Raw genomic sequence first — 13,926 nt, forward strand, 5'->3', positions numbered from 1 at the left:
TATTAAGACATTAACTAATTTAAAAAAGACAAAAGAATCCCCGTATAGCGAGTTTTAATAATGTAAATTGATAATGTGCTAACAAGCGCGATTTGGCTGAATGTAGAAAAAATAAAAAGACATGCAGCCGCTATAATTTTATGTAATTTGCCAATAAACATCTTAGTTTTTTACTGAATTTTGTCATTGAATCTGCGTAGATCAAAAACAAGAATAAATACTCCTATTGTAAGAGTAAGGGAGTTGGCAAAATCTGTCAAGGAATTTTCTGTTGGCTAAGGTTGTGACAATAAAGTTAAGCGCTGCCAAAAACTATGGAAGAAGTCATTATAATTTGTATTATATCTTTATAAAATGGTTCGCATAAGTTATCTAGAAGTGCAACTAAACAAATACAAAAATCAAAGTGTTGCGGTTTTCGGCCTTGGTAAAACTGGTTTTTCCGTCATTAATGCCCTAACAAAAAGCAGTGCAAAAATATATGCATGGGATGATAATAAAGAGCAAATAGCAAATGCAAAAAAGATATATAAAGAGTGTAACTTTACTCATCCCAATGAGTATAATTGGCATGAGATAAGCACACTAATTTTGAGCCCTGGAGTGCCAACAGAGCCACATTGGATAGTAAAACTTGCAAGAAACTTTAACTGCAAGATAAAATCAGACATTGAGCTATTTCTTGAAACTAAAACTACAAGCCAGAAGGTTGTAGGCATCACTGGAACAAATGGCAAATCAACCACCACGTCATTAATAGGGCACATATTAAAATCCACAGGCAAAAAAGTAGCTATTGGCGGAAATTTAGGTGTGCCTATTTTGGATCTAGAAAGAGACGCAGAAATTTATGTAATTGAATTCTCCTCTTTTCAATTGGAGCTAATAAATAAAATTAATGTAGACATTTCTGTATTGCTCAACATCACACCAGACCACATAGATAGACATAGAAGTATGAATAACTACATAGCAACTAAATTAAAATTGATAAATGGTAGCAAGATTGCCGTGATAGGATGTGATAACAAAATTACCGCTGATGTATTCAATAAATTCACTGGGAACAAAATTCCAATTTCAGTAACATATTCCCTGGTTTCATCCCAGCGCGTGACCAGAAAAGAAAAACCATTGCCAACTACTCAGATGACAGAGGGTAGTGCAAGAGATCTAATATCATTGGCAGATAACAATTTGCTTGATTATAGTGAACAGATTACTGGTATAGATCGAAATTATCTGGATCCCAGTGTCAGCTACTTGGATGACAAAAGGAGTGCTGAGATCCAGGATATCTCGCTAAAACTAGAGAATCACAACTTATCAATTAGTGATATGAAAGTAAACCTAGTATCCAATGTAGAAAATATAGTAGCTGCACACGCTGTGTGCAAGTTACTTGGAGTAGATAGAAGCACTATTGTCAATGAAATCAAATCCTTTCCAGTGCTAAGACACAGAAATGAATTTCTTGGCAAAATACATAATGTACTTTTTATCAACGATAGCAAAGCAACCAATGCAGAATCGACCGAAAAGGCAATTTTATCTTATAAAAACATATATTGGATTGTTGGCGGAAAAATCAAAAAAGGCGGAATAGAATCATTAAGCAAGCATTTCACCAAGATTAGAAAAGCTTTTCTTATTGGAGAATCAACTGAAGTTTTTGCAAACATTATGGAGAACAAAATAGATTATATGAAGTGCTATAATCTAGAAAACGCATTTAAACTGGCTTTTGAAGAGGCCATAAATAGCAAAGAAGAAGTAGCGATATTACTTTCTCCTGCATGTTCTTCTTTTGATCAGTGGAAAAATTTTGAAGAGCGCGGTGAAGCATTTTGCAGAATGTTTGAAAATCTCAGGTACAATTACATGTAGTGTTTAGTATAATGTTGTATGGAGCAAAAGTTAATAGTAGATGAACTGATTAAGGTTATCCCATTTGAAGGAATAAGTGATGCAACCTTATTAAAAGTATGCACGAACCTTAACTTAGCCAATAGTTTTTGTAAATTTCAAAATGGAATATATAGTGCTTTGGAGTACATAGCAGAAAACTTAAATAGCTCAATGGAAGCTGAACTAAGAAATTCCAATTTAGAAGATATGAAAGTGCGAGAGCGGGTAAAGTTAGCTATTCAAATACGCCTTTCAAACTACGCTAAGTTACCAAATTACAGAGAGTGTTTAAAAAATGTTTTATCATTCTCCATATTACCCCAAAATAAATACTTTTCTAGTAAACTCTTGTACAAAACTGTGAGCACAATTTGGTACGGTATTTACGATCAATCAACAGATTTTAATTATTATACAAAAAGGGCAATATTAGCTGGAGTGTACTTAAGCACGATACTTTTTTTTATCAATGATTACTCAGAAGATTTTGTGGATACTCTCTCATTTCTTGACAGGCGTATCAACAATGTCATGACGTTTCAAAAATTCAAAACTCGCTTAAAAGGAATCATAAGAAACTTCTTACAAGCTTTCCATCACACTGGTTATTTATATTCTAAGATTATCTTATTTTTTTAATCTTTATGTTAAAATATTTAATGTTTATTAAAAAGGAAATGAAAGTTATTTTTAATACCATTGGTAATACCAAGCCAGAAAAAAATGCAAAACACATAATAAACTTTTTTGGAATGTTTGGGTGTATTAAGGTCAATACATTCAACAAAGATGGACCTAAGAAACAAGAAAGCAAGGTAGTTAAGCATTATTTTGACTATCCTTATTTCTCTAGAATCGTTAATCCAGAATTCTTTCAAAAGGAATTGAATGATGAAGAAAGAAAATTCAATAGAAGGATAGTATCACCATGGTTATGTTCTGCTATATTGTACACTTCTTATATTGTGTCGTTATACTTGGCACATCAGAATCAAAAATCAAAAAAGGTGCTCACAATATTAGCTTTTACGTCAACAGTGCTATTAATTTTAGCTACCGCATGTTTTGTTGTACTTTGCTTATGGGTGTTTTTTAATTTTATTAAGGAGAGGTTTGTTGTACATAAAATCAAAAGCTTATTGGAAAATGAAGCCAGCCCTGAGTGGATAAAACTTATACGTGAAAATCTAATAATAAATGCAGAAGGTTATGATCAAAAGTCAGAAAAGGGCAAAGAAATAGAGGATATTATAGAGTTCCTTTTAGAAAGAAAGAAGATTGTAGCATTATATAAGTTTCTAACAAACGGTGAAAAATTAGTTCAGGCCGGAATGGCAATGGTAAACATGTTGCTTGTAAATGGCGTGGATCCAAATGACATAGTTTTAGATACTAACTCCCTTGGAGGAGGAATTGCAGCATAAGTTTTAAAAAGATTTGAAGATCATGGTATTCATTTAACACTAATTCACAGCAATTCTTATAGTTCACTTAAGGATGCAGTCAGAGATTCTCTTCATAGTTTAGTTAAATGGCTTCCATTAATGCTCTTGAATCGTTGGTTCGGGCGCTGTGGATTAGATTTTAATCCACAAAAAGTTGTAGAGAATACAAAATGCCCTGTCTTAATTGCTGGCAGAAAAGGCGATACGGTGATTCCACATGAAATACAGCTTGTTGGTAAACTTGAAGATCAATCCACCAAAAAAAGGCTAATAAGAAATATAGTGTTTGAACATGATCCTGCAATGCCTTGCGAGAATAAGAATATTCATACTGATCACAAAGAACATTTAGTTTGCCGTAAAGATAACGATAATGCAACAAGACATGAAGAAGAGGAGGAGCAGTTTATTGAAGAAGCACATGAATATTTGTTGAAAGGTGAATTTAATAAAAATTTTAACCTAGGAGACTACCGTAAAAGTAGTATCTCCAGAAATTTGATGAAAATAGAACTGAAACTCGTCAATGAAAAGCCTATACAAGTTTAAGTTGATAGAGAAAGAAAAATTATTTTTGCAATACCGTAGGTACGCTCCAAAATTACACTGAAGTTTTTATTGCACTCAAAATTTTCGTTCTTCCTAATCTCTAGAATTATTAATGCATCATCATTTAACCAGCCTGAGTGAGCTAGCCTGTCTAAAGTTGAGTTAACTAGATTACTATTATAAGGTGGGTCCATAAAAACTATATCGCACTTTGAAATAGGTCTTGGTAATCCGTTAGTATTGCAATAAATTAGCGTGATATCGTTCGTAATTCCAAAATCTTCTGCTGTTTTTTTAGGCAGTTGCAAATTGTAATAATCTGAATCTACCATGAATGCATGTTTAGCACCTCGAGAAAGTGCTTCAAATGAAAAAGAGCCACTTCCGCAGAATAAATCAAGTACATTTAGGTTATAAATAGGTTTTCTTGAAGAAAGTATACTAAATATTGCTTCTCGGACAATACTCATAGTGGGCCGTGCAGCTAAATTCTTGCCTGTAGTTATTTTTCTTCCACTATATTTACCCGCAATAACACGTAACATATAAAACAAGTTCGAAGTTAACTAATTATTTATAATACACATTTAATGTCAACATAGCTTCAGCAGTCTAATAGAAAGAAGGTTGCTTGTGGAGGAACGCAAGATCAATCGCTTTTCTTTGATTTATTTTCTATACTGATTGCACGACCAATCTCGTCTTGTAAATCATCATGGTTGTTTTTTTCATCATGACCCATCCCTTCAATTCTACTTTCTAACTCTAACTTAATTAAAGTATTGATTTTCTCTATACTATCGAGGAAATTGTGACACTCTTCATCACTATATTCCTCACCAGATGCTTTTTTTTCTATAAATAGACTTTTGAACCCTATTAGATCAGAACTCTGATCGGAATTCAACACAATATTTCTCTCTATAAAACTAAGATCTGATAGTAACAAACTAACCTCTAATAGATCTTCACTTTCAATGTTTGCAAGATTATCAAGATCGTCTAAAATAGAGAACATCTTAAGCTCCTTCTGTGCAATTTCTTTGTCTTCTTTGTCAAATTCTGACGATAGCCCTTTATCATCTATAAGTCTCTCATTCAGAGCTTTATTTAGCTTTGAAAGACTAACATCACCTTGCTTAGTGCTATCTAGTAACAAATCTACCCTCGCTCTGCGCGCATTTAAAACATCATTGTAATCGTTTAACTTGATATTACCATCTTCGTCTTGCTGAAGACCATAATAACTTAGTCCTTTAAAATTAAGATTCCTCGTCATTATCACCTCTGCTATCAGCTCTTTCACTACCCTCACGTTCTCTGTCTTCTCCAAAAAGTGATGAGGTATCATAACTTTTGTCTTCCTGATCTCTTTCTTCTTTTTTTCTAGCTCTTTCGGCACGTCTTTCTATAGCTTCTGTAGTGTTTTTAAATTTTCTGGTTCCGTGCCTAACTCTCGTTCTACCTTATTTGATTGATCAGGATTGTCTTTTTCTGGTTCTCTCTTACGGCCGATAGTGTAATCATGAAGCTTCTCAAGAAATTCCCGTCTATATGTTTTTGCTCTATAGAGTAGATTATGCTGGTAACCATCCTTTTCTCCTGTAGCAGGGTTAATTCCTATAGAGTCGAGACCATGTTCCCAAGTAAACTTCATAGCATCTTCTATTGTATAGCCCAAATGTGATCCTACATATCCTTTATAATATTCTAAATATTTATCAATTCTTCTATGTGCAATATCTTCTTTATCAATTCCAAACGCCCTGTAGATTTTTTCCTCAAGCTTATCAACATCATTTTTAGGTGATGTTGCAAATTTTGTTGCTTCAATAGTAGCACCTACAAGCTTACGTGGCACATTAATATCATATTTCAGCACACCCCCAACTCCTGGTATTCTACCTAGAAAATTAGCTGTACCTCCAGCTAATCTGTCTGGTATATGAGTAGCCCAATCACCTAAAGACTCTAACTTTCCGCCAGCAAAGTTCTGCCACTGCTGCTTTAATCCCTCTGTGACACCAGTTAGAGGTGATGCTTGATACATACTAGATATATTGTAAACACCAAACCCACCACCGGCAATGCTTGAGCCCATCTGTTGTACAAACTCCTTCAAAGAAAACATCAAAAACGAAAGCAAGAACAATACAAAGATCTCTCCTGCGTTGATTAAATAACCTCTCTGTATGTCTTGCACCCTTTGGTAATCACTATTTTCTTGATAATCTTTATTTAAGTCAGAGAAATTCTCTAATTTACAGCTTTTATCACTTTTAATCACCTTTTCCACTAAAGACCTTATTTCGCTTTTTAAATTCGATCGAATGATACCTTTCCTGTAATCATGTATCATTTCCAGATAATTGATGCATTTCTTATCTACTGACCTGCAGTAAAATCTCCTTATTTTACTGTCTATATCTATTTTTCTATCTATACTATTGATCAACAATAAGATATCAGCCTTTTCTGACGCATGGGATAAACTATTTGTTAAACGCACTAAATCTTTCGCACTACAGCTATTATCTACTACCATATCACTCTCTGCTATATAATGGTCTGCTGGATTATTTTTAGTGCCAGGAATTGGATTGAAGAAAGGGTAATCTATATAACGAAAACCTTTTTCAATGTAATCAGGTGGAAGAGGAATATACCCAGCGCCACCAGTAAACTTTATTGTACCACCTTCTCTGCTTATCTTTTCTATGCCTTCTATGCTTTTATCTATGTTAAGTGGAGAAGCTTCTCCGATAGTGTAAGGTACAAAAATTTGCCCTGGAGTCCAGCTAAAGTATTCTTTATCAATTATACAAAAACCACCAAATACCCATTTTGGAGCACATAACTTTATTTCAAGCCATTTATTATAGCACACAGTAAAGCCTAACTGTTTATAAAAGGTATTCATTATCATCGCAGCAAGTAATGACAGCAGGGTAAATATCATAATTGATTGCAAACAGAAACTAATACAGAATTTTATCCAACCCTCAAATAGACTTTTCAGTGGTGAAAATAAAATAGAGATTAGGAATAGCGGCATTATAGCTACAAGAAAAGCTATACCCATAAAACCAGAAAGGAATATTATGTAAGCATACATACACAGCAGGAAATATAAGACAATCCCTATAAAAATTGCCGGTATCATAAGGAGACTTGCCCACATTTGATAATGTAAAAATGCTGCAAACTTTTTCCAAACAGAGTAAGCAAAAAACTTATTAAACATATCCTCCATGAAGCTAAACAATTTAGCTTCATTTCCTTGAGCAACGTTTGAATTACCTCCGGTGTTCATGTTGGGAGCAAAATTAGTAATTATGCTTATCAATTGTTCAAGACCTTTAACAAATAAAACAAGAAAATGATCATAGAAAAATCTAAAACTTCCAGGAGATATAAGCACTATTACTAGAGTGATTTTCATCATTCTGATGAGCATATCATGCTTAGTTTCTCTTATCATTCCAAAAAGATAAAGAAGCGATGAAATCACTATAAATAGAACAAGCAAGGAAAGAACAAAATTGTGAAAGCTCGTACTTTTTTCAGATATATTTTGAAACATCGCTTGTGCAGCTGCAGGATCATTGCTATCAAAATGCTTTTTACAATTTTCGTTAATCAATAATACACATTTTAGATAGTTATAAACGTAATCAAAAAATCCAAAGTTACTTGGTTTCTGCACTCCGCTCAAAAATTCAAAAGAGTAGCCACCTGCATTATCTAGATAATATCTATCTAATATCTTTACATATATTTTCCATCCTTTTTCTAACCTCACCGTATTACAATTCCTGTCCTGTAATGTGGTGTTATTTCTGTCTAAAGTAAAAAGCCCACTTCCATCTTCCGCTACGGAATTGTAACCTAGATGTACAGTAGGATATTGAGGATCGCGCATTAACTTTAGATTTTCGTTAGGATCATCTTTCCCCGTTTTAAACAAAAGATAAGCACCATGGCCGTTAGTAAACCAACATGGAGCACCACGTGATACTGTATTTGCGCTATCATCTTCATTAATGCATTTGCAATTTACAGTGCAACTTGCATTAGGCTTACTTGAAAATTTTTGTATGCTAGGTTTATAATCATTACAAACCAAGTGAAAGTCAGGCAGACTGTTGTCACCTTCCCCTCTTTCAAATTTGGTTGCATATTTTAACTGCTCCAAACTTTCCAAACTATAACTATTTTGAGATTCCTTCTTATTACTATTGCTCCAAGATGTCCATGCACCATTTACTCGTACTACTAAACTATCTCCATTGGTTTCAAATCCAGTATCTTTCCACTTCACCACTTGATTAGAGTGAAAACCATAATTAATTTCGCCAGTATTAGGATCAATAATTTCTCTATCTTCTGGAACAAAAGCATCATGATCTCTTGAAAAATGAGCACCAATTGAAATGGGTTCAGGACCAAAATAATCAGCAGATATACATCTTGGAAAAGGCATATCATTCTTACTACAACCTGTAACCAGAACACAGATTACCAAAGTTAATAATCTAAACCAACATTTGCCTAAGCGTGATTGCATACCTAAACTTTTTCCAATACAGAATAAATTTCTAAAACCTTACTTCAAATATCTTTTTAATTAGTTACTCCATATATCTCATCAATCTTCCTTGACTTGTCCTTTTGTTTTATCAGAATCCTTTTGCTTATCTGGCTGGCTTAGTGTTTCAGATTTGCTCATTTCTCTGCCAGTACTCGCTTTCCCATCTGCTTGCTTTGGTGTATCAGGCAATTTAGCTTCAATTTTGCTACGATCTTTACTCATTCCCTGCTTGATGTTATGTATCATATTTTGGGTTCTATCATCAAGGCCAACAGTTGACAGCATAGCTTGTGATGCGCTCCTAGAAATATGACTAACACTTTGAGCAACTCCATAACCAGAGCTGAACAACGCCTGCGCCATAGTTTCTGATATAGAAACAAAAGCTTCCATTGCACTAGCAATGATGAGATATATAAATGCCTGGATTAGATCTATAGGTAATGCTGCAAAGTGCCCACCAGCCCTTTCTCCAGTACTGAACGCAACATCAACACTAGTACCAGGACTATACCCAAGAGGTAATATTGATTTCATAAGACACAGATCATACGATAAAAAATTTACACTAATTAAGCATTGATAGCATGCAGAAAAATTTGTGAGGTTGTATAGAACTGAATACATTAACTGGTTTAAAAGAGACAAGGATGAAAATAAAATGACTGGTTGCAATGAAACATGAGCCAGTGTTTTTATCCAATTATCAAATAATGTTTTAGTTTGTTGAAATAGAATAAATACGATAAATAGAGGTGCTAATGACAATAAAAATGCCACTAAAACAGTAGATATTACATACTTAAACGTAGCACTAATAATGCATCTTAAAAACACAAAAGTAGCATAAAGTATTGCCAAAAATGCAATAAAGCCAAAAGGTCCTGATAGCATTAAAGACAAAAATTTCAGCCATGTTTCTCCTGTAAATAATACTCCCGCTGTTAAATCTAAGAATGCAAATTTTTTACCTCCTTCTCCTATATAGCCAGAAAAACTATCAACTAAATAAATGCTACCATCAACAAAAAGCCCAGACAAAGTTGCACCAAAGAATTCCCAACTTCTATCACTAAAAGCAAAAGCTATAAATGCTATTTTGAATATTCTTATAATAAAATCGAATTTACTTAATTGTATTGTTCCAAGCATATAGCAAACAACAGTAAATATAACGTATAGAATAAGCAAAGCTCTTACTCCTTGTAGAAGTCCTCTTGCATATCCTTTGTATAAATCTTCAACACTACCTACAATTCCTGTTTCGCATTTTTTTCCTACTATCTCAGTACATGAGGAGCATTTTTCTCTTGCTGTTGTATCACATGAGGGGCATTCTCTTCCTGTTGCAATACAAAAGATATTTCTTATAGTTGATGAAATAAAATCGTTTATTTTTCTTTTTAAAAATAAATTTACTGTGTATTTGTTATCTTCATAATATTTGCCGTTTTTATCCGTAATATCATCTTTCTCCACATTACTTACATCGATACCGAAATATATCTTTTTAGATTCTCCATCCTGAAGGTGTTTTCCTTCTATTACATCTAATATCTTATACTCATCTTTTGCTGTTCTTACTCCTACTACTTTAAAATTATCAGTTCCTACACCATGCAAATCTTTAGGTAGATCATCACCCAAATACACATACAGTTTTTCGCCATTAATATATTCACATGATCTAGTCACTTCAACATGATACCCTCCCCTGTTAGCACCATAGTAACCATAATCCGCAATAGCAAGCATCAGACTATTTTCATAATTTATACTGTCATTAACTGTATAGTCATGATTTAATCTCAGAGAGTAATCTTCAAATTTATAATTAATCTGTGAACATACATTATCTCCTTCCGCACCTTTCTCATTTGGAAAACATTGAATACCTTTAGCAGTATCCTGATCATCAAGATCGCCAATTTTTGCAACAAGAGCTTCGGCCCAGGAAATATCTTCTCTGTCCTCTTTGAAGTTTAATTTAGAATTTGACATTAAATTAATGTCAATTTGCTTAGAATATCCTTTATTTTCTTCAATCTTTTTTAATTCATCCTCAATGCCCTTAAGATGAGAATACATGTCACATTTATTTCCTTTATCATAATTATCATACCTGACAGAAGACACACAATTTCGTTTTCCTTCTGCACCTATCCCAATACCCTCTTTATTGTAACATACGTTCTGATAGTAACAATTAAGTTCATAAGAACTGTACTTGTTCAGCTCATTAAAATCACACCTTTTCCCATTACATAATTCATTCAGTCCTATTTTAGTTCGTCGTAGATCTAACAATGCACCATTCATCCATGGACTTTCATCTTTAATATAACCCTTATTAAAATGTACTTTATTATCGTATGGAGTGTAGCCGTTACCAACTAATACTCTTCTTTTCTTCATTTTTTCTTTGCTAAGCGACGGAAATTCTACTACAGTTCTTTTACCACTTTCTCCACAAAAGAACTTTCCTCCGTTTAGCATGTCTCTTATTTTAGCTCTGTCTTTTTCATCCCCTTTTTCAGTTCTATAGCAATTATCATCAAAACTGATACCTTTTCCTTGTGGATTGTCATAATCAATCGTTATCTCTCTGGGAACTAAGCTAAAGCTTAACTTATCACCAGGATTTGCTTTAATTTCAGTATCTACATAACGTCTATTGCTATAGAATTCATTATTTCCAAAGCCTATGTCCCCACATATTTCTCGTTCATCAAGACTAGCATTATCAGTTAACTTATTACTGTAATTTGGTATTAAATCATTAGCACAAAATACAGCGGGCACAAGTACTCTCTTTGGATTTTTCCCTTCTTTAAGAGGACAAAGATTTACTGACCCACCAAGAGTAAATTTGATTTTCTCATCCTTGCTAATTACTTGACCAGAATCAACCCAATGAATTTTAACTCCTTCGCCAGCTTCACAAACTGGAACGTCTATACTGAAACTAGTATTTCTGCTCTGCAACCCAGGTTCAACACAATCCATTGTGCAGCCAGTAATTACAAGACATAGTATCAATAATAATGATTTTCTGATCATCATTGATTTCCTGTGTTTGTCGGTATTTTAGGTGCTGATCTTTGAGCTGATTGTGGTATTTGAGGTCTTCGACTTGGTGTACCAGATTGCTGACCTGCTCTTCTTTGGATACTTTGTTCATCTAAACCTACTGTTCCCATTAAGCTTTGCTGATATTGCCTTCCTGGTTCGCTTGCTACATAAACACCAAACAACGAATCAGATATTGTTGAAGATGCCTCAACTAAAGCTTTCATAGCATGTCCCAAAATCACAAAAGCCATCATAGCTGTGATGTTAGGTGCATGTTTGGAAGCATAACCATAAATAATACAAGGATTAAAAATCTTTAAGTTAAGATTAAGTATACATGTAGGACAGACCTCAAAATTAAAGACCGAATACACAATATAATCCATAACCTGGCTTATTAATGATATAAAAATTAAAAGCACTACCGGATGAATTGCAAATCTTGCTAAATTTTTGACCCAATTGTGAAACATCTGTCTAGTATATCCAAATAGAAGGCAAATAATAAAAAGAGGCGCCAAGGAAAGCAATAATGCAACTATTGCTATAGATGTGATAAAAGAAAATAAGGCGTTAAACATCGATAAGCTCACTGTTATCAAACCCCAAATCACCAAGCAAAACGATACAATACCCAAAGGACCGGAGAATATAAGAGATACTATTAGTAACACTGAGTGTGCTGATAAAAACCTATTGAGCGGTAAATCAAGAAATTCAAAAACATTTGATGTTGTACCTCTGAAATTTGCTATTTCTATTAACTGTTTTGGAGCATTAACAAAAATAGAAAATGCATTGTTATAAAAAAAACTCCAACTGTTATCGTTCAGCAATTGGGTAATAACTCCTATCTTTACACATATAATTAAAAATTCATATATAGAAGCATGAGATAATCCAAAAAAGTAATAAAGGGTGTATAAAACTATATATAATACTAATAACGACACTATTGTAGATCTGATGGTATTTGTTCTATTTGATGCTACAAAACTTTGATAAAGAGACTTCACAGGGCTAGTATCAGAGTGAATCGCGTTAGTGTCTTTGTAGCTAGAACCGAAAAATGCAGTTTTTACTTTTTCATCAAAAAAATTATATATCGCACTAAAAGTTCTTACTGGTGGCTCTTTAGTTGTAAGGTTAATGCTAAACTGACCCTCATTTTTCTTATAATCACAGCCATGATCTCTTATTCCGTAATATATAGTGCCACTCTTGTCCTTTAGCTTTTCTTTTAAGCCTTCCATATATTGAGTATTATAAACTTTGCTAATGTCTACAGGTATATCTCCCTGAGTTTCATCGGGCTCACGCTCAGGAAATTTGTCAGAAACGCTTATATATAAGCTTTTTTCTAAATTAGGGATTCTTGTTACTCTTATGTTGAAACCACCCTTGCCCTTACCATCACCTAAACTAAAAGTTAACTCTGGTTTTGGATGGTTACGATCTATCTTATGATCACAGTTAATACATATACCGCCTCCTGGAATGTGTTCAAATTCCTCATTATCCATGTGAACACGTAATAGTGTAATGTAAGTTTTTACCCGTTTTTCCTTTAATACGTTATCAATAATTTCAGCAATAACAGATTCACCTCTAGAATTTAAAGTATTGAATATCTCACCTTCTATACTATTGTATTCAATATATACGCAACCTTTTTCTCCGCTGCCGAAAGAAAATTTACATATACGTCCACAGAGTAAATTTAAAATGCGCGTATCTATCTTACTTGCACTGCTCTCTGAAAGCTTGCTACAGTCTACATTTTCCCCTTGCTGTTTTATAGAGTCGATGACATTTCTAATTTCCTCTCTTTCACTTTGATCTAATTCTGAAGACCAGTACTCTTTTCCATTTAACCATTGTGCATTGCCTATTTCATATTTATTAGGACATATTTCACCTTGACACTTCTCTTGATTTAAAACATGTGAAAAATACTCCTTTTCCCCTTCACCGCAATTTTCGTCAATTTTTTTGCAGGTGACCATGCCATTATTGTTTTTACACATTTTACTTCCAACAACACTAAAGCTTATCGCATCGCCAGCTTTAAGAGCAAACGGTAATGTAACGTTTCTTACTCCAGGTTCAATTGCAAAATCTTTATATTGCGAACAAAAATTAACCTTATTAGGTACTATATTAATCTCTGTTACTTTTATTTTATCCGAAATATAGACTCCAGAATCAACCCATTTCTGCTCTGTTGACACTACATCCAATTTCTCACGCAAGCCTGATGAATCTTCTGGCTTAATACACCCGCACCCAGATAATAAAAAGAGTATCACAAAACTTATGCATAGCTTAACCAAATTTTGGTTGCTCAAATGTTCAAACATC

The 13,926-nt window shown here is 33.7% G+C and carries 9 protein-coding genes; 4 read left to right on the forward strand and 5 right to left on the reverse strand.

The features are described 5' to 3' along the window. Positions 1-354 precede the first annotated feature (354 nt). The 4 genes from murD (at position 355) to AAE962_RS01185 (ending at position 3,902) form a co-directional block, all read left to right on the forward strand. Positions 355-1,887 carry a UDP-N-acetylmuramoyl-L-alanine--D-glutamate ligase gene (murD, locus tag AAE962_RS01170; RefSeq protein ID WP_343289232.1) on the forward strand — a complete coding sequence of 511 codons (1,533 nt, stop codon included), beginning with the start codon at positions 355-357 and terminating at the stop codon, positions 1,885-1,887. Positions 1,888-1,905: 18 nt separating this feature from the next. Continuing rightward, positions 1,906-2,547 (forward strand): COQ9 family protein, encoded by a 642-nt coding sequence (locus tag AAE962_RS01175; RefSeq protein WP_343289233.1) that lies wholly within the window; start codon positions 1,906-1,908, stop codon positions 2,545-2,547. A 20-nt stretch (positions 2,548-2,567) separates the two neighbouring features. Further along, positions 2,568-3,332: a hypothetical protein gene (locus AAE962_RS01180; protein ID WP_343289234.1), complete on the forward strand. Its 765-nt coding sequence runs from the start codon at positions 2,568-2,570 to the stop codon at positions 3,330-3,332. Between the two features lie 126 nt (positions 3,333-3,458). Then, positions 3,459-3,902, forward strand: a complete 444-nt coding sequence (locus AAE962_RS01185) for a hypothetical protein (protein ID WP_343289235.1) — start codon at positions 3,459-3,461, stop codon at positions 3,900-3,902. Here AAE962_RS01185 and rsmD read toward each other — a convergent pair. The 5 genes from rsmD to AAE962_RS01210 all read right to left on the reverse strand — a co-directional run bounded on the left by rsmD (position 3,899) and on the right by AAE962_RS01210 (position 13,925). Then, positions 3,899-4,447 carry a 16S rRNA (guanine(966)-N(2))-methyltransferase RsmD gene (rsmD, locus tag AAE962_RS01190; protein ID WP_343289236.1) on the reverse strand — a complete coding sequence of 183 codons (549 nt, stop codon included), beginning with the start codon at positions 4,445-4,447 and terminating at the stop codon, positions 3,899-3,901. The genes AAE962_RS01185 and rsmD overlap by 4 nt on opposite strands. A 104-nt stretch (positions 4,448-4,551) precedes the next feature. Then, the gene (locus tag AAE962_RS01195) at positions 4,552-5,181 is read right to left on the reverse strand and encodes a hypothetical protein (protein WP_343289237.1); all 630 of its coding nucleotides are present in this window, start codon (positions 5,179-5,181) and stop codon (positions 4,552-4,554) included. A 129-nt stretch (positions 5,182-5,310) separates the two neighbouring features. After that, positions 5,311-8,469, reverse strand: a complete 3,159-nt coding sequence (locus AAE962_RS01200; RefSeq protein ID WP_410543836.1) for a type IV secretion system protein — start codon at positions 8,467-8,469, stop codon at positions 5,311-5,313. 81 nt (positions 8,470-8,550) lie between these two features. Continuing rightward, complete coding sequence (locus AAE962_RS01205; protein ID WP_343289238.1) at positions 8,551-11,556, reverse strand: type IV secretion system protein; 3,006 nt, start codon at positions 11,554-11,556, stop codon at positions 8,551-8,553. Further along, complete coding sequence (locus AAE962_RS01210; RefSeq protein WP_343289239.1) at positions 11,553-13,925, reverse strand: type IV secretion system protein; 2,373 nt, start codon at positions 13,923-13,925, stop codon at positions 11,553-11,555. Before AAE962_RS01210 ends, AAE962_RS01205 begins: the two co-directional genes overlap by 4 nt. Between the last annotated feature and the right edge of the window lies 1 nt (position 13,926).

Origin of the sequence: Wolbachia endosymbiont of Encarsia formosa, from assembly GCF_039540065.1 — a bacterium.
In the GTDB taxonomy this organism is placed as follows: Bacteria; Pseudomonadota; Alphaproteobacteria; order Rickettsiales; family Anaplasmataceae; genus Wolbachia.

Coding starts and splice junctions, on each gene's coding strand:
- murD (WP_343289232.1), top strand. CDS start 355: ATGGTTCGCATAAGTTATCTAGAAGTGCAACTAAACAAATACAAAAAT.
- AAE962_RS01175 (WP_343289233.1), top strand. CDS start 1,906: ATGGAGCAAAAGTTAATAGTAGATGAACTGATTAAGGTTATCCCATTT.
- AAE962_RS01180 (WP_343289234.1), top strand. CDS start 2,568: ATGTTTATTAAAAAGGAAATGAAAGTTATTTTTAATACCATTGGTAAT.
- rsmD (WP_343289236.1), bottom strand. CDS start 4,447: ATGTTACGTGTTATTGCGGGTAAATATAGTGGAAGAAAAATAACTACA.
- AAE962_RS01195 (WP_343289237.1), bottom strand. CDS start 5,181: ATGACGAGGAATCTTAATTTTAAAGGACTAAGTTATTATGGTCTTCAG.
- AAE962_RS01200 (WP_410543836.1), bottom strand. CDS start 8,469: ATGCAATCACGCTTAGGCAAATGTTGGTTTAGATTATTAACTTTGGTA.
- AAE962_RS01205 (WP_343289238.1), bottom strand. CDS start 11,556: ATGATGATCAGAAAATCATTATTATTGATACTATGTCTTGTAATTACT.
- AAE962_RS01210 (WP_343289239.1), bottom strand. CDS start 13,925: ATGTTTGAACATTTGAGCAACCAAAATTTGGTTAAGCTATGCATAAGT.